Annotated in this window: 16 protein-coding genes and 1 pseudogene; 4 read left to right on the top strand and 13 right to left on the bottom strand. The window is 71.4% G+C overall.

Annotated features, from left to right (window positions below; genetic code table 11):
* Window positions 1–5 precede the first annotated feature (5 nt).
* From ACH4DZ_RS31400 to ACH4DZ_RS31385, 4 genes are all read right to left on the bottom strand, one after another.
* Window positions 6–1,175 carry an AAA family ATPase gene (locus ACH4DZ_RS31400; RefSeq protein ID WP_398290797.1) on the bottom strand — a complete coding sequence of 390 codons (1,170 nt, stop codon included), beginning with the start codon at window positions 1,173–1,175 and terminating at the stop codon, window positions 6–8.
* 164 nt (window positions 1,176–1,339) lie between these two features.
* Complete coding sequence (locus ACH4DZ_RS31395; protein ID WP_398290795.1) at window positions 1,340–6,547, bottom strand: hypothetical protein; 5,208 nt, start codon at window positions 6,545–6,547, stop codon at window positions 1,340–1,342.
* Window positions 6,544–7,398, bottom strand: coding sequence for a DUF4132 domain-containing protein (locus tag ACH4DZ_RS31390; protein WP_398290793.1), 855 nt, complete (start codon window positions 7,396–7,398; stop codon window positions 6,544–6,546). Before ACH4DZ_RS31390 ends, ACH4DZ_RS31395 begins: the two co-directional genes overlap by 4 nt.
* Window positions 7,399–7,479: 81 nt before the next feature.
* Window positions 7,480–8,070 carry a TetR/AcrR family transcriptional regulator gene (locus tag ACH4DZ_RS31385; protein ID WP_398290791.1) on the bottom strand — a complete coding sequence of 197 codons (591 nt, stop codon included), beginning with the start codon at window positions 8,068–8,070 and terminating at the stop codon, window positions 7,480–7,482.
* Window positions 8,071–8,346: 276 nt separating this feature from the next.
* Here ACH4DZ_RS31385 and ACH4DZ_RS31380 point away from each other — a divergent pair, with 276 nt between their 5' ends.
* Window positions 8,347–9,228 (top strand): alpha/beta hydrolase family protein, encoded by an 882-nt coding sequence (locus ACH4DZ_RS31380; protein ID WP_398290789.1) that lies wholly within the window; start codon window positions 8,347–8,349, stop codon window positions 9,226–9,228.
* A gap of 75 nt (window positions 9,229–9,303) precedes the next feature.
* On the opposite strand, the gene ACH4DZ_RS31375 is transcribed toward ACH4DZ_RS31380, so the two are convergent.
* Window positions 9,304–9,684, bottom strand: coding sequence for a MerR family transcriptional regulator (locus ACH4DZ_RS31375; RefSeq protein ID WP_398290787.1), 381 nt, complete (start codon window positions 9,682–9,684; stop codon window positions 9,304–9,306).
* Between the two features lie 128 nt (window positions 9,685–9,812).
* Here ACH4DZ_RS31375 and ACH4DZ_RS31370 point away from each other — a divergent pair, with 128 nt between their 5' ends.
* Complete coding sequence (locus ACH4DZ_RS31370) at window positions 9,813–10,886, top strand: alkene reductase (RefSeq protein ID WP_398290785.1); 1,074 nt, start codon at window positions 9,813–9,815, stop codon at window positions 10,884–10,886.
* Window positions 10,887–10,938: 52 nt separating this feature from the next.
* Here ACH4DZ_RS31370 and ACH4DZ_RS31365 read toward each other — a convergent pair whose 3' ends face one another.
* Complete coding sequence (locus ACH4DZ_RS31365) at window positions 10,939–11,364, bottom strand: SRPBCC family protein (protein ID WP_189767685.1); 426 nt, start codon at window positions 11,362–11,364, stop codon at window positions 10,939–10,941.
* A gap of 326 nt (window positions 11,365–11,690) precedes the next feature.
* On the opposite strand from ACH4DZ_RS31365, the gene ACH4DZ_RS31360 reads away from it, so the two are divergent.
* Both ACH4DZ_RS31360 and ACH4DZ_RS31355 read left to right on the top strand, forming a co-directional pair.
* Complete coding sequence (locus ACH4DZ_RS31360) at window positions 11,691–12,227, top strand: DUF6328 family protein (RefSeq protein ID WP_398290783.1); 537 nt, start codon at window positions 11,691–11,693, stop codon at window positions 12,225–12,227.
* 19 nt (window positions 12,228–12,246) lie between these two features.
* Window positions 12,247–13,009, top strand: a pseudogene (locus ACH4DZ_RS31355) (PIG-L family deacetylase).
* Window positions 13,010–13,085: 76 nt separating this feature from the next.
* Here the strand turns inward: ACH4DZ_RS31355 and ACH4DZ_RS31350 are convergent.
* From ACH4DZ_RS31350 to ACH4DZ_RS31320, 7 genes are all read right to left on the bottom strand, one after another.
* Window positions 13,086–13,595 carry an SRPBCC family protein gene (locus ACH4DZ_RS31350; RefSeq protein ID WP_398290782.1) on the bottom strand — a complete coding sequence of 170 codons (510 nt, stop codon included), beginning with the start codon at window positions 13,593–13,595 and terminating at the stop codon, window positions 13,086–13,088.
* A gap of 36 nt (window positions 13,596–13,631) precedes the next feature.
* Window positions 13,632–14,126, bottom strand: a complete 495-nt coding sequence (locus ACH4DZ_RS31345; protein ID WP_398290780.1) for a GNAT family N-acetyltransferase — start codon at window positions 14,124–14,126, stop codon at window positions 13,632–13,634.
* 97 nt (window positions 14,127–14,223) lie between these two features.
* Window positions 14,224–15,417, bottom strand: coding sequence for an acyl-CoA dehydrogenase family protein (locus ACH4DZ_RS31340; protein ID WP_398290778.1), 1,194 nt, complete (start codon window positions 15,415–15,417; stop codon window positions 14,224–14,226).
* A 79-nt stretch (window positions 15,418–15,496) separates the two neighbouring features.
* Entirely contained in the window at window positions 15,497–16,513 is a 1,017-nt protein-coding gene (locus tag ACH4DZ_RS31335) for a ThuA domain-containing protein (RefSeq protein WP_398290776.1), read from the bottom strand.
* Window positions 16,514–16,557: 44 nt separating this feature from the next.
* Window positions 16,558–18,741 carry a PQQ-binding-like beta-propeller repeat protein gene (locus tag ACH4DZ_RS31330; RefSeq protein ID WP_398290775.1) on the bottom strand — a complete coding sequence of 728 codons (2,184 nt, stop codon included), beginning with the start codon at window positions 18,739–18,741 and terminating at the stop codon, window positions 16,558–16,560.
* A 164-nt stretch (window positions 18,742–18,905) separates the two neighbouring features.
* On the bottom strand, window positions 18,906–19,772 hold the full coding sequence (locus ACH4DZ_RS31325; protein WP_398290774.1) for a citryl-CoA lyase: 867 nt from the start codon (window positions 19,770–19,772) through the stop codon (window positions 18,906–18,908).
* Window positions 19,769–20,971, bottom strand: a complete 1,203-nt coding sequence (locus ACH4DZ_RS31320) for a CaiB/BaiF CoA transferase family protein (protein ID WP_398290773.1) — start codon at window positions 20,969–20,971, stop codon at window positions 19,769–19,771. The genes ACH4DZ_RS31325 and ACH4DZ_RS31320 overlap by 4 nt, the downstream gene beginning before the upstream one ends.
* Window positions 20,972–20,983: the final 12 nt, after the last annotated feature.

Raw genomic sequence — 20,983 nt, 5'->3', positions numbered from 1 at the left:
GGTGGTCAGTCCTCCAGGACGGAGCGCAGGTCCCACAGGGTGCGCCAGGTGGCGGAGCCCTGCTCGGCGCGGCGCCTGACGGGGCCGTCCCAGTAGCCGCGGAGCCGGGCCGCGTCGGCGGGGTCGTCCTTGCGGACCACGCCGAGCAGATGGCCCGGCAGCAGGCCGAGGACATCACGGTCGCCCGGGAAGTAGGCGGCGGCGAGTCCGAGGGCGCCCGCCACGGACACGGCTTCCGCCGTACTCATCACCGTGGAGGGCCGCTCGACCTCCCAGCCTTCCGCGGACCGGCCCTCCCGCAGATCCCGGAAGGCCGTGATGAGGGCTTCCAGCACGGCGTCGTCGACCCGGAAGGGCGCCCCGGCGCGTTCGACCGAGGCACGGGCCTGACTGCGGACGAGCGCGGTCTCGGCGTCGAGGTCCGCGATGGGACCGATGGTCTCGAAGTTGAAGCGGCGCTTGAGCGCGGCCGACATCTCGGAGACGCCCTTGTCGCGCAGGTTGGCGGTCGCGATGAGGCTGAAACCGGGCGCCGCGTGGGCCAGGGCGTCCTCGGTGCCCGCCAGTTCGGGCACGGCGATGCGGCGCTCGGAGAGCAACGACACCAGGGCGTCCTGCACTTCGGGCAGACAGCGGGTGACCTCCTCCACCCGGGCGACGGCCCCCCTGGTCATGGCGGTCAGGACGGGGGACGGCACCAGGGCCTGCCGGCTGGGCCCCTGGGCCAGCAGCAGGGCGTAGTTCCAGCCGTACTTCAGCTGGTCCTCGGTCGTGCCCGCGGTGCCCTGGACGACCAGACCGCTGGTGCCGCAGACCGCGGCGGACAGCAGCTCGGACAGCATGGACTTGGCGGTGCCGGGCTCGCCGACGAGCAGCAGCCCGCGCTCACCGGCGAGAGTGACGACGCACCGCTCGACCAGGGCACGGTCGCCGACGAACTTCCCCTCGACCACGAGACGCCGCGGCACACCTTCGGGCACCTGGGCGCCGTCGGGCAGCCGCAGGGCCCGGCCGTCGCTGCCCATGACGAAGGTGACGACGGCGCGGGGCGTGAGCCGCCACGCCGGTGGCCGCGGCCCGTCGTCGTACGCGGCCAGGAAGGCCAGCTCGGTGGCGTGCCGGTCCTCGGGCGGGGTGATCTGGCGGCCCGGGGCGGAGGCCAGGGTGGTGGTCATCGGTGGCACGTCCGGTCGGGTCGGTGGGTCATGGGCGGAGAGGGTGTCATCAGGTGGGCGGTCGTCGTGGGAGCAGTCGTCGTGGGGGCCGTCACCGAGAGAGCCGTCGTCAGAGGCTCGTCCCGGTAGTCCCGGTAGTCCCGGTGGTTCCGGTCGGGGGGTGGTCATCGGCGGCGGCCCTTCCGGGTGGCACGGGTGGTGAGCTTCTCGTAGGCGGGCGCGTCCCCGCCCTGGACCCGCCGCCAGGCGCGGGCGAACAGTTCGGGCACCGGGAGGAGCGGCACGGCACGCGTGCTCTCGCGTATCGGGTAGAGGCTCTCCTTCCAGGTCTCCACCGGCAGGGCGGGGGACTTGAGGTCGCGCCATCCGCACGGCAGGAAGAGGGTGCGCCCGGCGCGCGGTCGCTTCGCCTCGACCACCAGGTCGGTGACGGCCAGTTCGGCGCGGGCCCTCTTCAGCCGGGTGGGCTTCCAGCCGGTCCAGCGGGCGCAGTTGCGGTCCGTCGGATCGGGCAGGGCCAGCAACTGGAGGTAGAGCGTCGCCGCGTCCTCGCCCAGACCGTGTGCCGCGGCCACCGCGGCGACCAGTGCGGGAGCGACGACGGTCGGGTCCTGGGCGTACCCGGTGGGGCCTTCGGGGTCCGTGCCGGCCTTCAGCGCGTGGGCCAGCTCGTCGTCGAGGATCGCACGCAGGGACTGGATACCGGCGTCGCGCTGCGGACCCACCAGGCCCGCGAGGAGCCCGAGGACCGCGTCGTCCGGGCCGGTCAGGGCGGCGGTGCGCAGCAGGACCGTCTCCCGCTCGGCGTACCAGGGCCGCAGCGCCAGGGCGTCCCCGACGGGTGTCAGGCCGTACGCGTCGGCGCCCCCGGTGGCGGGAAGCCCGTACGCCTTGCGCAGTTCGACCGCCGTCGAGCCGCCCTTCTCGGTCCACATGACATCGAGTCCGAGCAGCAGCTCGGGGTCGGTGAGGCGGTGCCGCAGGGCGGCGAGGCCCTCGGGCAGGGACGCACGCAGCGGGTGCCTGTACGGCAGGGCGTAGGCGAGTGAGGCCAGGGCGGCCACCGCGCGGGTCAGGTCGTGCGCGCCGGGCAGTGCGGCGGGGTCCGCCGGGACGAGACCGCCGTCCTTGTCCGGACGCTGCACCGTGGTGCGGCTGATCCAGGGGGTGAGCCCCGGATTGAGCACGGACTCGGCGAAACCGGCGGGCAGACCGGCGAGGTCGACCGCGAGGTCCTCCGGCAGGCGGACGACGGAACCGAGTCGCTCGGCCCACACCCGGCCCGCGGCCGCTGTGTCGGGACCGGTGGTCCACAGGTCCGCGGGGTCCTCCGGCAGCAGGGCGCTCAGCAGCGCGGACCGGTCAGCCCGGCTGAGCGACGACAGGCGGCCGTTGCCCAGGTCCAGCTGCCGGGGCTTGAGCCCGATCGTCGCGAGGGCAACGGCTCCGGGATCCTGCGGACGCCCGGCGAGCAGCACCGCGGCCTGGATCGGACCCAAGCCGCCGCGGGTCGCGTCGGCGAGAGCGGCGGGCGCCTCGGGCAGCCACGGGGCGGCGCCCTTGTCCCGGATCAGCCGGGTGACGGCGGCGAGGCCGTTCTCGGGGAACGCCGACACCACCGAGGTCTCCTTGTCCAGGGCGAAATGGGCGACGGCGCCGAACGCGCCGGAGGGGTCGTGGTCGAGCGCGAGCCAACTGACCCGGGCGTGCTGGGTGTCGACGTTCTGGCAGCCGAGGACGACCACGGTGCGGCCCTCCCGGCGGAGCACCTGACCGGCACGCTCCTGCTGGGTGTGCGGCTCGCTCAGCACGATCTCCCGCAGCCCGCCTCCGGGCGCGGCGAGCGGCCCTTCGGCGATCGCTTCGAAGAGCAGGAGCAGCGCCTCCCGCTCGGCCTCGGCCACCACGGGCGAGGTGGCCCGGTAGGCCAGGGGACGAAGCTCGGCGAGAAGGGACGTCCACGCGCTGCCCATACCGGGGATCGTGTGTTCCTCGCTCCGCCATCCGTCACCGAGAGCGCCCGTCCTGGCGAGGTCGGGCAGTGGTTTGCCGTCGGCGGGCCGTCCGGACAGGACATGGTTCACGGCCCGGATCTGGCGCAGAGTGGTCCACCGGGTGTCGCTGCGCCACCCTCCCCACATTTCGGCGAGGCCGTCGGCGGCCGCCCGCACGGTCCGGTCGTCGCCGTGCACGGGACTGTAGTCCGCGAACATGCCTTCGCTCCGCCGCCGGTCGCCCTGCGGACGTTCGACCGGCGGCTCCACGAACGCGGCGACCGACCCGGCGACGCGGAGCGACGCACGGACCAGGCCGGACACACCGGTGAGCATCCGCTCGTCGGTGAGGTCGGGCAGGGCCTTGGACACGGCACGCCGGACGAAGTCGTCCGCGGACGGGACGACGGGCTTGCCGTCGGCGGTGGTCCCGGTGGCATCATCGGTCTTCAGGGCGGCGGCATCACCAGCTTTGAGGACCAGGGCCTCCCGTTCGGTCAACGCCCGTGCCGCGGCGGCCAGGATGTCGGCCGCCGTCCTGTCGGTGAGCGCGCGCAGTACGGCGGACGCCCGCTCGTCACGGGGGCGCAGCGCGTGCCAGAAGGCGACCGGCGGTACGAGCCGAGTCCCGGCTGCGAACTCCCCGCCGCCCTGACCAGGTGTCACCCGGCAGAGTTCGCCGGTGTCCGAGGTGTCCTCGGCGGCGAACAGCACGACCTGCCGGTGGAACTGTGCGGCGACGGGTTCGGCGCCTCCTGGCAGCCGCAGCGCACCGAGGGGGAAGCCGGCCGACCGGCTGTGGGCCGACCGCAGGGTCACGGTCCGGCCGTCCGGCGTACCGCTGGTCGTCCGGGCCTCGGCGCCGGAGCCCTCCGAACGCACCCATCGGCCCAGCACCGTGCCGTCCGTGCCGAACGGGGTCTGTTCGAGGCCGGGTTGCAGCGGCAGGACCTGGCAGTGGTGCTGCAGGAGCGTGGCCTCCTCACGGATGCCCGACTGAAGGAAGGCGGGCAGGGACGCACGGCCGTGCGTCCCGGTGGCCGGGTCGTACTCCAGCCAGACCTGCTGCAACCCCTGCCTGCCCTGACGCCAGCACGTCGTGCCGTCACCGATGACAGGGCGGTCGGCGGGCAGGACGGTGTCGCCAGCGTGCAGGGTACGTCCGCCCGTGGCACGGCCGCCATCGGACAGCGGAATGGAGGGATCACCGGCGTCGCTGCCGTACCAGTACGGCAGTTGCTCGCCGCCGAGGGTGAACACCTCGGACGGCCGGGCCGACCAGTAGCCGAACTGCTTGTTGTCGTGCGGCCACATCACGAGCAGTTCACCGTCGGTGTAGCGGAACCGCGGATGCGTCCAGCGGTCCAACTCGACGGGCAGCCGCAGATCGTGGTCGAGGAGCACCTCGTCCGGGCCTACGACGACTGCCTTGTGGCCGCGGGAGAGGATCAGCGCGGGCCAGGCCTCCGTGAGGCGCAGGTGGTCGTCCTGGTTGCGGCCGGTCTCGCTGTCCATGAGCCGCAGCGCCTCGTCGAGGGCGGGCCAGCCCAATTCGTCGGGGATACCGGAACGCAGGGTGTGGCCGAGCAGCGGGGCGATCTCGTGCGCCGCGACACGTGCGACCGCTTCCGGGCTGACCTGGGCGGCGACCGGACGGAAGGGGCGCAGGCGGTGGAGTGCCGAACGGGCGCCGGGCAGGCCTGTCGACGCGCCGAACGTCCCGGCCGCGTCGTCCAGCCACTCGCGCAGCACGTCGCTGAGTACGGGATGGGCGGCGAGGCTCACCAGCAACTCCGGGGAGAGCGACCGGTCGTTGCCCAACGCCCCGATGGCCCGGTGCAGCAGCGGCCGGCAGCGCGCGTCCGCTGCGGTGGCGGCCAGGTCGCGGCCACCGGGCCGGCGCTCGTGGAGCCAGCGGTCGAGGGCGAGATGCACGTCCTTGTCCGCGGCGGGCATCGCGAGCGGGATGCCCCATGCCACGCACAGGTCCAGCAGGTCGAGGTCGGCACCGGCGTACCAGCGGCCCGTGAAGAGGTCCACGGGCCGGCCGTCGGCGCGCAGCCGCGGCGCCATCCGTTCGACGAGCTGAAGGGTGGCCGGGGAGCGCCCGCCGACCGTACCGCCGTGCTTGCGGTGGGCGGCCCAGCGGCTGAGCCAGTCCGCCGCGTCGATGCCGTCCGCCGTGACGATGTCGCCGGCCGAGCTGGCCGAACCGGTCGAGCTGGCCGAACCGGCTGCGGCGACCTCGTCACCCGCATCACCCGCATCACCCGCATCACCCGAATCACCCGAATCACCCGAGTCGCCCACGCCGCCCACGCCGCCCACGCCGGCCTCACCGTCCTCACCGTCCTCACCGTCCTCACCGTCCTCACCGGTGAGGAGACGATCGGCGCCGCTCTCCGCGAGCAGCGTCAACCAGAACTCGTCGTTCTTGACATCGCGTCCCAGGCCCGTCGGCATGATCTCCAGCAGCCGGGCCCGTACGGCCGGTTGCCGCTCGGTGAGGACGGCGAGAGTGGCTCGGTACGCGGTCCAGAAGGAGGCGGGCGCCCGCACCGCGGCAGGTGAGGCGACCAGGTCGGCCACGAACGCGCATTCCTCGGTGACCCGGTCGAGCCCCGCGGCCTTGATCAGGCCACGGGCGTCCTGCGGCAGCGACGCGTACGGCGGCATGCCGGCCGCGCAGCGCTCCACGCACAGCTGCCGGAACTGCGCCCACGCCGTGGCGGGGTCGAGTCGGCCGGCCAGATCCTTCACATGCTGCTTGAGCGCCTTGACCGTCAGCGCACCGGCGAAGGCGAACTCCAGGAACACGGCACGCTGCCGCTCCTCGTCGACGGTGAGCGCGTGCACCCGCTCGGCCTCGCGGGCCTTACCGAAGAAGGTGGCCCCGTACGTCGTGTTCTCGTGCTGGAGGAAGACCCGCGCGGCCTGCTCGTAGAAGGTCGGCAGGAAGTGCGGCACGGCCCGGCCGAGCCGCTCGCCGAGCGCCTCGAAGCCCTCCTTGGCCGTGCCGGGACGTGACTTGGCCTGGCGCGCGAGCCGTTCGACGTCCTTGACCAGCGCCAGTGCGTGGTGACCGTTGGCAGGGTCGTTGACCAGTGCCCAGGCGGGGAAACCGAGGGTCTCGCGGCGGACCAGGCCGACCTCGGGCGGCTGCGGCTCACGGGCCAGACCGAGGAACTCCAGAGCCAGGTCCTCGGCCTCGCCGAGAGTGCCCGGCACGAGACGGACGGCCACCCGGCCGTCCAGCGCGGGATGGCTGTACGTCCGCGCGGTGAGGGTGTCGGCGTCCTCGCCGGCGGTGGTGCCCAGGGGCAGGACGGCGCCGGCGTCGAGCAACGCGGCCGTGTCGATGTGCGCGTACGTGGTCATGCCGCCTGCTCCTCGTCCTCGATGTCCCGCCCGGCGAACAGGGTGGCCGCCATGCGCATGCCCTCCGACCAGGCGACGGGCCCCACCTGACCGAGCCTCAGCACCCGGCCCGTGCCGTCCGTCCACATCAGGGGGCCGGTCTCGGCCTGCTCGAAGCCGTCGTAGTCGCCGATCCAGACGCGGGCCTCGACGCCGCGGGAGTCCTCCCGCACGGAGCAGACCGCGTTGCCGCCGCGCACGCGGTAGCCGTGCTGGGTGGTCCGGCCCTGCAGGAAGCGCAGTTGCTTGAACGCGCCGCCCGCGTAGTCCTCCACGGTGGTGGCTTCGGCGTCGAGGGCCGCGGGACGGTGCCACACCTCGCGGAAGAGCTGCTGGGCGCGCTGCTCGACACCGATCTCGACGGCGAACTCCCGCAGTTCCTCCAGGTCGTCGAGAAGGACGGGATGGGGGAGACGGACGAGTTCGGGGGTGATGCGCACGCTGTCCCCGTCGAGGTCGACCAGACCGAGGCCGCGGTCGAGGTCGACGTCCCGCAGGAATCCGGCCACTTCGTCGTCCGGACCGGTGACGACGAGATCGCGGAGCGCGCTCCGCCAGGCGGGATCCGGCCACACCCGGGCGATGACGGCGAAGGGCACCGGAAGCGAGCGCACCATCCACTTCTCGACGTCGGTGAGGCACTGGCGCTCGTGCCGCTCCAGCCACTCGGCGAGCTGCCGCAGTCCCATGACCGCGGGATCCTCCGCGAGTTTGGTCGGCACGGACTTCAACCGCCGTCCCGCGGCGTTGCGGCACACCACCTTTCCGCCGTCGAGGCCGACCTCGTAATCGCCGGCCGTGACCCACCCCATATGTGCCTCCCCGCACTTCACCGATCAAGTGGCGAGAACTCTAGGTGAGGCCACTGACAACGCTCCCTCGGAGCCGACCTCTCAGTGTTGGCGGCGCAGGCCCGTGACGAGAAGTTCCACCAGTCGACGTGCGTCGTAGCGTGGGTTGTTGCCCGCGCCCGCGCAGAGTCCGCCGACGCCGCGCATGAGTGCGTACGGATCCATGCCGGGGTCGATCTCCCCCGACGCGACCGCGGCGTCGAGTAGTTCGGCGCACACGGGCACGAGGCGCTCAAGGAAGTAGGAGTGCAGGGGGTCGAAGCAGGGGTCGTCGGACTGCAGCACGGAGGCGAGCCCCTGTTTGGTGACCACGAAGTCGACGAACAGGTCGATCCACTGTGCCAGTGCGGCGTACGGATTCGCGCTGGACGCCAGCAGCGCGGGGCCGGCCTCGGCCAGGGCCTCCACCTGGTGCCGGTAGACGGCGACGATGAGGTCCGCCCGGGTCGGGAAGTGACGGTAGATCGTGGCTGTCCCGACGCCTGCCTCGGTCGCGATGTCACGGATCGGCGCCTCGACGCCCGACGCGACGAAGACCGCGGCGGCCGCGTCGAGCAGGACCTCTTCGTTGCGGCGCGCGTCCGCACGTTTGGGGCGGGCCGTACGTCCCGCGCCCTGATCGTTTCCGCTCACCGCACCGTCCCTCTCACTGTCGGCTTCCATCGCCGGCTTTACTAAACGGGACAGTGTCCCGTATGTTCGATCCCAATGCGGGACGTTGTCCCGTTTCCCCATGATGGCAGGTGGGGGAGCTGGTGGCCAACCGCGCAGAGTCAGCACGTCGAACGGTCGAAAGAGGGAATCCCCGTGACTGCGTCAACTCCGGCAACTCCGCCAACTCCATCGAGCGCGTCCATCGCATTCGCATTCGCATCCGCACTGGAACTCGCACCCACCCCCGTCGTCTCGGTGAAGCCGGTGACACTGGAGGCGCCCGGCCGCGGCGAAGACCTCCGGGTGAGGATCTCCGCGCCGGTGACCGGGAGCGGGCTGCCGATCGTCGTCCTCTCGCACGGCTTCGGTTCGTCGCTCGACGGCTACGGCCCGCTGGCCGACTTCTGGGCCGCCCATGGCTTCGTCGTCGTCCAGCCGACCCACCTCGACTCCCGCACGGTGGGCCTTGCCCAGGACGATCCCCGTACGCCGCGGATCTGGCGATACCGCGTCGAGGACATGAAGCGGGTTCTCGACCGGCTCGATCTGCTGGAAGCGGCCGTTCCCGGTCTGGGCGGTCGCCTCGACCGGACCCGTATCGCCGCCGCCGGGCATTCCTTCGGCGGTCAGACCGCGGGCAATCTGCTGGGCCTGCGGGTCCTGGATCCGGTGAGCAAGGAGGAAGTGGACCTGTCCGACGCGCGGATCAAGGCGGGCGTGCTGCTCGCCACGGCGGGAAGGGGTGGAGCCGACCTGACGCCGTTCGCGGCCGAGCACTTTCCGTTCATGAACCCGAGCTTCGAGAACATGACCGCACCGGCCCTCGTGGTCGCCGGGGACCGGGACGACTCCCCGCTGTCGGTCCGGGGGCCGGAATGGCTCGCCGACCCGTACTTCCTGAGCCCGGGTGACAAGAGTCTGCTCACCCTGTTCGGGGCGGAACACTCGCTCGGCGGGATCGCCGGTTACGAGGTCCAGGAGACGACGGACGAGAACCCCGAGCGGGTCGCCCTGCTCCAGCGGGTCACCTGGGCCTACCTCCGCCATGCGCTCGGCATCGAGGACGACAGCTGGGCGACGGTGCGAAAGGCGCTTGCGGAAGGTGCCGAACCAGTGGGCCGGATCGAATCCAAGTGACGCTCCGCGCGACCGCCGACCGTGGCATGACACGGCGGTGTCAGGCGGAATCGGGCTGTCAGTGGCACGGCCCGGTCAGACGGAGGTCGTGGCCTCCTGGAGCTGGTCGCGGTATGTCCGGGCCGACACCATCAGCTGGTCGAGGGCGTCGCGGGTCCGGACGAGTTCCGCGATGTGCGTGCTGAGCCGGTCGCGTTCCTGGGTCATGCGGTCGAGGGCGGCGTCCGAGTTCTCCTCGCTGGGTGAGTCGACGCAGGGCAGCAGCTCGGCGATGGTCCGGCTGGACAGGCCGGCCGCGTAGAGGCTCTGGATGAACCTGACGCGTTCGATCTCGTAGTCGGTGTAGTGCCGCTGCCCACTCGCACTGCGGGTGCTGGTGAGCAGCTTCTGCTCCTCGTAGTACCGCAGCGACCGGACGCTGACACCGGCCCGTTCGGCGAGCTCTCCGATACGCATGCGCTCTCCCCGCTCTCCCCGCGTTCCGCTGTTACCTGGGTCACAGAACTTGCCCCTGACGTCAATGTCAGGTTTTAGCGTAACCGTTGTGCCCGGTACCCGGGACACGGATCGCGAAGGAGTCGCAAGTGACGAGCCTGTTCCAGCGTTACGACCTCGGTGCCCTGACGCTGCCCAACCGCGTGGTGATGGCCCCCATGAGCCGGGTGAGGGCTGCGGCCGGCGGTCTGGCCACGCCGTCGATGGCCACCTATTACGCGCAGCGGGCGAGCGCCGGGCTGATCGTGACCGAGGGCGTGCAGCCCAGTCTGATCGGGCAGTCCAACCCGGGGACGCCGGGTCTGCACACCGATGAGCAGCAGGCGTCGTGGCGGCCGGTGACGGATGCCGTGCACGCCAACGGCGGACGGATCTTCGCCCAGCTCATGCACGGCGGGCGCGTCTCGCACCCCGACACCACGGGTACGCAGCCGGTCGGCCCGTCGGCCGTGGCCGCCGTCGGCGACGTGTTCACGCCGACCGGACCCCAGCCCGCGCCCGTGCCCCGCGCACTGGAGACCTCCGAGGTGCCGGAACACGCCCGTTCCTACGCAGACGCGGCCCGCCGAGCCGTGGACGCGGGATTCGACGGCGTGGAACTGCACGGCGCCAACGGATATCTGATCTCGCAGTTCCTCTCCTCCAACGCCAACCTGCGTACGGACGGCTACGGCGGCTCCGTGGCCCACCGGATCAGGTTCGCCGTCGAGGCGGTGTCCGCGACCGTCGAGGCCGTCGGCGCGGCGCGCACCGGCATCCGGCTCTCGCCGGGCGGGACCTTCTGGGGAGTGGAGGAGACGGAGGTCACGGAGCTCTACACCGCTCTGCTCGGCGAGTTGGCGCAGCTGGACGTGGCGTACGTGCACATCGAGGCGACCACGGACGAAGAGGTGCTGGTGGAGCTCCGCCGCGCCTGGCCCGGCACCCTCGTCATGAATCCGGTCCTCCCCATGGGGCCCAAGCAGACCGGCCGGTCGGACGCCGACCACTGGCTCGGCCTGGGCGCGGACCTCATCAGCTTCGGCCGCGCCTTCATCGCCAACCCCGACCTCGTGGAACGCCTGCGCACCGGTGTCCCCATCGCCCCCGTCGACGAGGCGACCTACTACCAGGGCGGTGACGCCGGATACCTGACCTACCCGGCCCACCAGTACAGCGCCTGACACCGGTCGGCGGAACGCCGGATCGAGGGGCCGGGACGGCGGGACGGCGGAGTCAGGCCGACGCGGCGGTCTCGGCGAGTTTCTGGAACTCGCCGAGGTCGTAGTTGGCGAGCGTCGAGTCCAGATTGGTCAGGGCGCCCAGGCGCTCGACGAAACCCTTCGGGTCGTACTCGATCTGCAGGGTGACGCGGCTCGACGTGTCGCTGAGGCGGTGGAATGTGACAACTCCCGCGTGGTGCACGCCCTCGACGGTGTGCCAGGCGATCCGCTCCTCGGGGACCACCTCGGCCAGTTCGGCGACGAAGTTCTTGTCCGCGCCGGGCAGGGACAGCTGCCAGGCGAAGCGCCGCTCGTCCAGGGGCTCCACCAGCCGTACGTGGCTGAGAAAGGACGGCCACCTCGTCACATCGCTCCACAGGGCCCAGGTGACGGAAACAGGGGCCTGGATGTCGACGGTCTCCACCAGGGATGCGGACACGGGGGCCGCCTTTCGTGGTCGGTTCGGCGCCGGTCCGGGCGGATCGGCAGGGCCCGGATACCCGCGCGCTCCCCTCCCACACGCGGCGGATGACAGGCCGCTCCCGACCCGTCGACGGGCCCACCCGGCGCCGTGCACACTGCCGGTGTCCCAACTGCCTCCGAGGCGAACGGGCTTGACGCAGACCATGCGGGGTATGCGGCACTCTCCGACGTGCCGCACACGGCCCGTCACCCGAACCCGCACCCGTATCCGGACCCGGACTCGTATCCGGACCCGTACTCGTGCCCGTACCGGAACCCGTATCCGTACCTGTGGAGGACATCATGGCTGTGACGGACCCGCCCGCCCCCACGATTCCCTCCGAGGTCTCGGAACCCAGGGACGCCCGGGAGGACGCGGAAGCGCCGAGAGAGCAGGCGAACCGTCGCTGGAACGAGATCCTCCAGGAGACCCGGGTCGCGCAGACCGGCGTACAGATCCTCTTCGGCTTCCTGCTCAGCGTGGCCTTCACCGCCGGGTTCCAGGACCTCGGGACCATCGACCGGACGATCTACGTGGTCACCGTCGTCCTCGGTGCGGCGGCCACCGGTTCGCTCATCGCCCCGGTCTCGATCCACCGCTTCCTGTCCGGCCAGCGGATGAAGGACGAGCTGGTGGAGACCGCCCACCGGCTGATGATGTTCGGAATGGCCCTGCTCGCCCTCACCATCGGCTCGACACTGCTGCTCATCCTGCGCGTCGTTCTGCCGGGCCTGATAGCGGAGTTCCTCGTCGCCGGGGTGATGCTGTACTTCGCCGTGTGCTGGTACGCGCTGCCGCTCTGGCTGCGCCGACGCGCCTCGCGTGACGAGAACCCGTGACGAGAACCCCTGAGGTCCCATGACCGCACCCAGTCTGCCCGCGGTGTTCGCCCACCCGGACGACGAGTCCCTGTCGGCGGGCGGAGTGCTCGCGCGGCACGCCGCGGCGGGCGCGCGCGTCGCGGTCGTCACCGCGACGTGGGCCCCGGACACCGGGCGCGCCGCGGAGTTGGCCGAGGCGCTTCGGATCCTCGGCGCCGGCGCTCCACGGCTGCTCGGCCACGCCGACGGCCGCGTCCCCCCGGTCGGCACCCGGCAGGGCGCGGTTCTGCGATGTGCCGCTCGACCGGGCGGCGGGCGAACTGGTGGCGCACCTAAGGGAGTTCCGTCCGGAGGTCGTGGTCACCCATGACGCCTACGGCGGGCTGACCGGCCATCCGGACCATGTCCACACCCATCGGGTGACGATGCTCGCCGTCCAGGCGGCCGGCCTGGAGCGGCTCCACCCGGACGCCGGTGAACCCTGGCAGCCGAGCGCCTTGTACCTGGCCACGCACCCGCACTCGGCGGTCCGGGCGTGGGCCGGACACCTGGCCCCCAGGGGTAAGACGATGCGCAGCGTGCCGGACGAGTGGATCACCGCGACGGTCGACGTCGGCCCCTGGCTGGAGCGGAAGGTGGCCGCCGTGCTGGCTCACCGCACAGAGGTGGAGAGGGGAGCCGTCCCGGCACTGATCGCCGGTCTCCCGGCGTCCGACCGGGCGCGGCTGCTCTCCACCGAGTGGTACATCCGCCACGACCTCCGCTCCGTCGCGGTCCCGCGGACAGAACTGACGGCCTGAGCCGGACGCCGTGCACCAGGGCCGTCAAGCGCGTCGAGCGCAGCAAGCCCAGCCCACCAGGGCCCGTCAGGTCCCGTCAGGGGTGTGCCGGTGCTTCCAGTTCCCGTTTGAGGTTGCGCAGGGTTCTGTCGATGTTGCCGACCTGGAAGACGGCGAAGGTCTTGCCGCCGGTGGCCACGCGGTCGAAGGCGTTGGCCACGAGCGTGGGCCAGGAGCGCCGGTCGTCGGTCCAGGTCTCCGTCACCCGGGTGCCGCCGCCCTCCGCCTCGAACCGGTACTCCCACGTGGCGATGGGCGCCTTGAGGCGCGGACGCCTGATTCCGATCGCGTGGACGCGGAAGGCGAGGCGGCTGCCGGGCTCCGCCGCGGTGACCGTGCAGCGGGTCGTCCAGCGGAAGCCGCGACGTTTGTTGTGCCCCTCGAAGACCATCCCGACCTGGGCCGGCACGTCCCCGCCCGGGACGGTCGCGCCGAGGTTCTCGGGGCTCCAGCGGCCCATCTGCGAAAGCCGGCCGACCTGGTCGTACACCGTCGACGGCGACGCCTCGACCAGGATGCTACGAGTGACGGTGAACGTGCGGGGCATGGGCACTCTCCATGGACGCAGAAGTTACCGGCAAGTCTACTGGCAAGTAGGAAAGTGGAACTCCAGCTCGGGACGGTCCCACACCACCGCGGGCGGCGTCGCCGGCGCGGTTCCGACGTGCACCGCGCCCACGCTGCGGTAGAAGCCCTCGGCGGGGGGATGGGACACCACGCGGACACGGTCGAGCCCGGCTGCCCGTGCCTCGGACTTCATGTGTGCCACAAGGAGCCGTCCCACCCCGCGACCCTGAGCCTGATCGGCGACGAACATCAGGTCCAGTTCCGGCGGGGCAAGGACGAGCGAGTAGAACCCGAGCACCTGGCCCTCGTGCCCCTCCGCGGCGGCGACGGCCACGAAGACGCGGTGGGTCTCGATGTAGTCGGGGCCGACCCGGTAGCCCGCCACCATGGCCGCGTACCGGCCCTCGTAGGCGCGTGAGCCGCGTACGAGCCGCGTGAGCCGTTTGGCGTCCCGCGTGGTGGCCCGGCGTACCGAGATCGAGCCACTCCTGCCTGTAATGCTCCGGTTCATCAGGCGAGTATCACAGGCAGGAGATCGCCGTCCTCACACCAGGCCCCGGAGCACCGGCCCCGGAGGGCCCGGAGCACCGGGCCCATAACACCAGGCCTCAGACGAACGCGCTCTCGCCGGTGACCGCCTTCCCGACGATCAGCGTGTTCATCTCCCGGGTCCCCTCGAAGGAGTAGATGGCCTCCGCGTCCGAGAAGAAGCGGGCGACGTCGTAGTCCAGCACGATCCCGTTGCCGCCGAAGATCTCCCGGGCCCAGCCGACGACCTCGCGCATACGTGCCGTGACATGGGCCTTGGCCAGCGAGGAGTGCTGATCCTTGAACACGCCCGAGTCCTGCAGCCGCGCGAGCTGCAGCAGCATGCCCCAGCAGGCGGTGATGTTGCCGAGGCTCTTGACCAGCAGATCCTGCACGAGCTGGAATCCGGCGAGCGGCCGGCCGAACTGCTCGCGCTCGGTGGCATAGGCGAGCGCCAGCTCGTACGCGCCGATCATCACCCCCAGCGCCTGCCAGGCGACCCCGCTGCGGGTGGCGCGCAGCACCTCCGCGACGTCACGGAAGGACTCGACGTTCTGGAGCCGGTCGGCCTCCGGCACCCTGACATCGGTCAGGGTGATGTCGGCGTTCTCGACGATCCGCAGGGAGATCTTGTTCGCGATCTTCTCCGTGGTGAAGCCGGGTGTGCCCTTGCCGACCACGAATCCCTTGACCTGCTCGTCCGCGAGGTCCCGCGCCCAGACCACGACATGGTCGGCGAAGGTGGCATTGCCGATCCACCGCTTGGCGCCGTTGAGGACCCAGGTGTCGCCCTGCCGCTCGGCCGTGGTGCCCATACCGGCCGCGACGTCGGATCCGTCGAGCGGTTCCGTCAGGGCGAAGGCCCCGATGGTGTCCATGGCGGCCATGCCGGGCAGCCAGCGGTCCCGCTGCTCCTGGCTGCCACCGGCGTGGACGGAGTACATGGCCAGGCCGGTGTGCACGCCGAAGAACGTGGCGACCGACGCGTCCACCCGGCTCATCTCCAGCGCCATCATCCCGGTCAGCAGGTGACTCACGGCGGGACGGTGCTCGCCGTAGCCCTCGTACGACAGTCCTACGAGGCCGCTCTCCCGGAACTTGGTGATCAGCTCCTGGGGAAAGGTGCCCGCGGCCCAGTTCTCGTTCACCAGCGGTTTGACCTCGTCGTGCATGAAGGCGCGTGTCTTCAGCAGGATCTTGCGTTCCTCGTCCGACAGCGCGGACTCGAAGTCGTAGAAGTCGGCGACGATCCCGTCATCCATGGAAGATCTCATCTTCGCCTTCTTCCACGCTTTCCTTGTAGGATGCACGGGAATTCGGCGAATGGGCGAACCGGTACCGCGCAGGAGTGAGTCAGCCCGCCCGGCAGAACGGCTCCTTGCCCATGGCGGACTCGATGCCCCCGAGCAGCAGACGCTGGAAGTGCTCGGCGCCGGGGAACGAGCCGTCCGTCGAGAACGCCTCGGCGTCATGGCCGAGGGTGGTGAGCCAGGCCCGTCCGCCGTCGTAGTACTGGCACCAGGCGACCGGGTGGTTCCTGCCATGGCCGGGGTGCCCCTGATTGCCCGTGACACCCTCGGCGAGCGTGGACTCGTCGACGGTGGCCAGGACGCGGACCTTCGAAGGGGCCGGGACGAGGTTGTACCACTCGTCGGAGAAGTCCCAGCGGGCCGGCAGACCGGCGGTGGAGGAGTCGCGCCGGTTCTGTACGACGACCTTGCCGCGTTGCCCGGGTCCGTGGTCGTAGAAGTTGGCGCCGCCCAGCAGGCCCTCGTACCAGGGCCAGTTGTACTCCGTGCCGAACGCGTTGTGGACTCCGGCGAAGCCACCGCCGCCGCGGATGTACTGGCGCAGGGAGGTCTGCGCGGCGTCGTCGAGGGCGTCGCGGCTGGTGGAGTGGAAGACGACCGCGTTGTACCGGAAGAGCCGTGCGGGCGTGGAGAGTTGGGTGACGTCCTCGGTCCAGTCGACGGTGAAACCGTGCTCCCTGCCCATCTCGACCAGGGCGTTCTGTACGACGTTGGTGTCGGCGAGCGCCGGGTTGAGTCCGGCGCCGAGCGCGGGACCGAGGTTCGCGTGGCGGGGGCCGGCGGTGCGTGTGTAGAGGAGCACCCGGTAGCCGTCGGTGGCCGGGGAGAAGTTGCCCCAGTCGTGGTAGCACTCGGCACGCACGCCACGGCAGACCCCGTAGTCCGGGCTGCCCAACTCCGCGGCGGAGCGCGTGTGTCGGGCTCCCGCCGGTACGCCTCCGCCCCGCGCGTCCCCCTGCTCCTGAAGGCCGAAGAAGGCGGCCAGTGCGACGAGGAGTGTGGCGGCTGCGGCGGCGACCACGGACACGGCCGTACGCGCCGCGCGTGTTCCGGATGTCATGGTGACCGGCCCTCTTTCTGGACGGCGATGCACTGAACGGCGCTTCACCGGACGACGATCTTCCCGGTGGACTGCGGGAAGGCCGGGTCGTTGTAGAAGTACTCGCCGGGCCCGCCGAAGGTGTACGTGTACGACTGGCCCGGCATCAGCAGCCCGGTGTCGAACTCCGCGTCGAAGAAGGCGACCGCGCCATGGACCTGGGCGTTGTCGGCGGGGTTGGTGAAGGTGACGGTGGTGCCGGCCGGGACCGTCAGGTGCTGGGGCGCCATGGCGTTCTGGGCGACGGTGTTCTCGGTGGCTCCGGGCGCGCCCGTGGAGGTGTTCCAGACGCGGCCGAGCGTGACGGTGTCGCGTGCCGCCGCCCCGGTCACGGCGGCGGTACGGATCTGGTTGCGGCGGGACGGGGGAGTGGGCGCGGGAGCCTGGCCCACCTTGCCGCCGAGCTTGAACGCCCAGAGGTGGTCGCCCCGGGGGATGTCGGGGAAGGGGAGGCCGTTGCCTCCGGCCAGCACGGCCACGTACTGCTCGCCGTCGATCTCGTACGACACCGGGACGGTGTTGACCCCGGCGCCGCACTGCCAGGTCCACAGGGTCCTGCCGTCGGTGTCGTCCATCGCTTCGAGGACGCCGTCCGGGCGGCCCTGGAAGAGGACGCGGCCCGCGGTGGTGAGGATGCCGTTGCCGTGGGCCAGCGACCAGTGGCCCTCCTTGCGCCAGGCGACCGAGTTGGTGCGCGGGTCCATCGCGACCAGCCCGCCGCCGAACAGCTCGCCGAGCGGCCGGGCCGTGTTGACGCGACCGCCGCGGGCGTTGGAGTAGGAGGAGTTGACGAGCCCGTAACCGACGTAGACGTATCCGGTCCGGGGGCTGAAGGAGGGGAAGCCCCAGTCGGCTCCGCCGCCCGCCCCCGGGAAGAGGATGGTGGCCCGGTCCCAGAAGACCTCGTACAGGCCGCCCGTCGGATAGAAGGGGACGGGCCGGGTCGTCTTGTCCAGCTCCGGGTACGGGGACACGAACGGTTCGCCGCCGGGGAAGGGCTGGGTGGGTGACGTCTTCTGCAGGATGTGCTGGGGGACCGGCCGCTCCTCCATACCGTGGACGGCCTCACCCGTACGGCGGTCGAGGACGTAGTACCAGCAGGTCTTCGAGCCGTAGACGACGACCTTGCGCTTCCTGCCGTCGATGAGCAGGTCGGCGAGGACCGGCGCCATGACGTTGTCGGCGTCCCAGATGTCGTGGTGGACCGACTGGAAGTGCCAGCGCCGCTTGCCGGTCTTGGCGTCGATGGCGACGATCGAGTTGGCGAAGAGGTTGTCCCCGCCGCGCGAGGACCCGTCCGTTCGGGGATACGGATTGCCGAACGTCCAGTAGACCAGGCCGAGTTCGGGGTCGACGGCCGGGTGGATCCAGGGGACCGCGCCGCCGGTCTTCCAGGAGTCGCCCTCCCAGGTGTCGTGGCCGTACGCACCGGGTCCCGGCGGGCCCCAGAAGGTCCACACGACGGCGCCGGTCCGGGCGTCGAGCGCGTACCCGCGTCCGCGGGCCCCGGCGGTCGAACCCTCGGTGCCGATGTAGACCAGACCGTCCCAGTGCACGACCGCGCCCGCGAGGCCGCCGCTGTTGCCGCCGCACTGGCCGCTGTCGTTGTCGCAGCCGTCGTCGCCGCCGTTGTCGTCGACGATCAGCGGCTTCTGCCAGACGACCGCGCCGGTCTTCTGGTCGAGGGCGTACACGATGTCGGCGCCGGAGATGGTGAAGACCCTGCCCTCGGCGACGGCGACCCCGCGCATGTTGGTGGTCTCGGTCCCGAGGCCGGTCCTCCAGATCACCTCACCCGTCCTGCCGTCGATCGCGAAGACGTTCTGCTGGGTGGTCTCGACGTACAGCACGCCGTTGTGCACGACGATCGTGCACTGCTGGTACGCGCTGGTGGAGCCGCCCTCCAGGTTGATGTGCCAGGCCCCGCCGAGCCGCTTGATGTTCGCCGGGGTGATGTCCTGGAGCGTGGAGTGGTTCTGGTTGCCGTAGTCGCCGCCCACCTTGGGCCAGTCGCCGCCGGTGGTGCCGAGCGCGGCCGACTGCCGGGGGACCGGGAGCGCGAGGCCCGGGGCGCCGTTCGCGGCGCCGTTCGCGGCGCTGCCGGAGGCCGCTTCCGCGGTGGACGCCAGGGTGGGGACGCCGGCCGCGCTGCCCGCCGCGGCCGTCAGGAGGAAGGTCCGTCTTTCCATCGCCGAGTTCCCTCGATTCGATCAAGGTCCGCTAGATGGTTCGTGCGAGCCGCAGAATGGGTTCAGGTGATGGGAGGTCACGTTAGGGACGGCTGTGCGTCCATGACAAGACACGTGACAGGGATTTCCGAGCCATCAGGGTCGACGCGAGGGTCAACCAGGTTTTACGGGTGCGCTGTTGGCGCCGTCAGGTGGACCGGCACCATGGACGGCGGCATGGGGCTCTTGTTGCGGCGCCCCTGCCCGGTCTCCTCCCAGGCGTGCGCCAGGATGCCGACACTGCGGCTGAGCACGAACAGTCCGCGGGCCAGTGGTGCGGCGAAGCCCAGCTCGGCGTAGATGACGGCCGTGGCGCCGTCGATGTTCATGGGCACGGGCCTGCTTCCGTCACGCCCGCGGTTGAGCAGCTCCTCCACCGCGCGGGCCGCCCGCAGATGGGAGCCCTGCACCAGACCGTCCGCCACGGCCCGGTCCACCAGGGCGAGCAGCGGGTCGCGGCGCGGATCGCGGGGGTGGAAGCGGTGACCGAAGCCGGGCAGGTAGCGCGAGCGGGCCCGCCACTCACCGACGACCTCCGCCACGGCGAGCTCGAACTCCGCGTCCCGGTCGGGCTGTTCGGCTCCCTGGGCGGGCCGTTCGGCACCCCGGCCGTGCCGTTCGACGATCTCGCTCAGCAACTCGACACACTGCTGACCTGCCCCGCCGTGCACATCGCCGAGCATGTTCACGCCGGTGGCCACGGCACTGTTGAGCCCCACCCCGCAGGTGGCGGCCATCCGGGCGGCGGCGATCGAGGGCGCCTGCGGGCCGTGGTCGACGCCGGCCACCAGGGCGGCCTCCAGGAGCCCGGCCTGCTCGGTGCGGGGGAGTTCACCGCGAAGCATCAGCCAGATCGTCTCCACGAAGGTCGCGTGGCCGATGAGGTCCTGTACCGGGTGCTCGCGCAGTTCGATGATGCCGGGCTCGACCCGGCTGACGGCGGTGGCCCACCACTGGGCGACCAGGCCGTCCTGCGGCCCGGCCGGCGTCATGACGCCCGGGCCTCGGCGGCGTGGCGGTGCGCCCGCCAGCGGGCGATCAGCCGCTCACGCTCCTCGCCGTGCTGGTCGAGCAGCGGAGGCGGGGTGTCGGGCGAAAGCGCCTCGCCGTCCACCAGGACGCCGTTGCCGCTGACTCTCAGCGTGCGGCCGGACCCGTCCGGATAGGGCAGATCCGTGAAGAAGCCGCGGTGCGCCAGCTGTTCCAGCTCGACGGCCTCGGGGACGGTCAGGACGCGGGCCGCCGGGACACCGGCCGCGGACAGCACGGCCTCCCACTCCAGAGCGGTCTTCCGGCGCAACGCCGCGTTGAGTTCGGAGTTGAGTTCCGCGCGGTGCCGTTTCCGTGCCTCCCGCTCGGCGAACCTCGGGTCGTCGATCAGCCGGGGCAGCCCGGCGAGCCGGCAGAGCGTGACGAACTGCTCCTGCCGGTTGGCCGCGATGTTCAGCCCCCCGTCGGCGGTCTCGAACGTCCCGGAAGGCGCCGCGGTGGCGTTCTGGTCGCCCATCGGTTCCGGATCCACCCCGCTGACCAGGTAGTTGGAGACGGCCCAGCCCATCGCGGAGAGGGAGACCTCCAGCATGGAGACGTCCAGCCGGGCCCCTTGTCCGGTCCTCTCCCGTCCGACCAGGGCCGCACTGATCGCGAGAGCCGCGCCGAGACCGCCCAGCGAGTCGCACACCGGGAAACCCACCCTGAGCGGGGCGGTGTCGGTGGTACCGGTGATGCTCATCATCCCCGAGAGCCCCTGGATGATCTGGTCGTAGGCGGGCGCGGCACTCATCGGCCCCGACTGCCCGAAGCCGGTGATCGCACAGCTGACCAGCCGCGGATTCAGCTCCCGCAGCCGGTCGGCCCCGTACCCCATCCGGGCCAGCACGCCGGCCCGGAAGTTCTCCAGGAGGACGTCCGCGCCGCGCAGCAGTTCCTCGAAGTCGGCCCGGTCGCCGGGATCCTTGAGGTCGAGGACGAGTGATCGTTTGCCGGCGTTCTGGGCGAGGAACGAGGCGCCGATACCGGCCCGGTTCAGTTCCGGATCGGGTCCGAGACTCCGTGCGAGATCCCCCCTGCCCGGCTGTTCGACCTTGACGACCTCGGCCCCGAGCAGCATGAGGTGGTAACTGCAGTACGGCCCTGCGAGCACATTGGTGAGATCGAGTACGCGGATTCCTGAGAGCGGTCGTTCGGACATGCACCGGCTCCT

The organism is Streptomyces sp. NPDC017991 (assembly GCF_044328075.1).
Lineage (GTDB): Bacteria > Actinomycetota > Actinomycetes > Streptomycetales > Streptomycetaceae > Streptomyces.
This window is presented reverse-complemented; position numbering and strand designations above follow the sequence as displayed.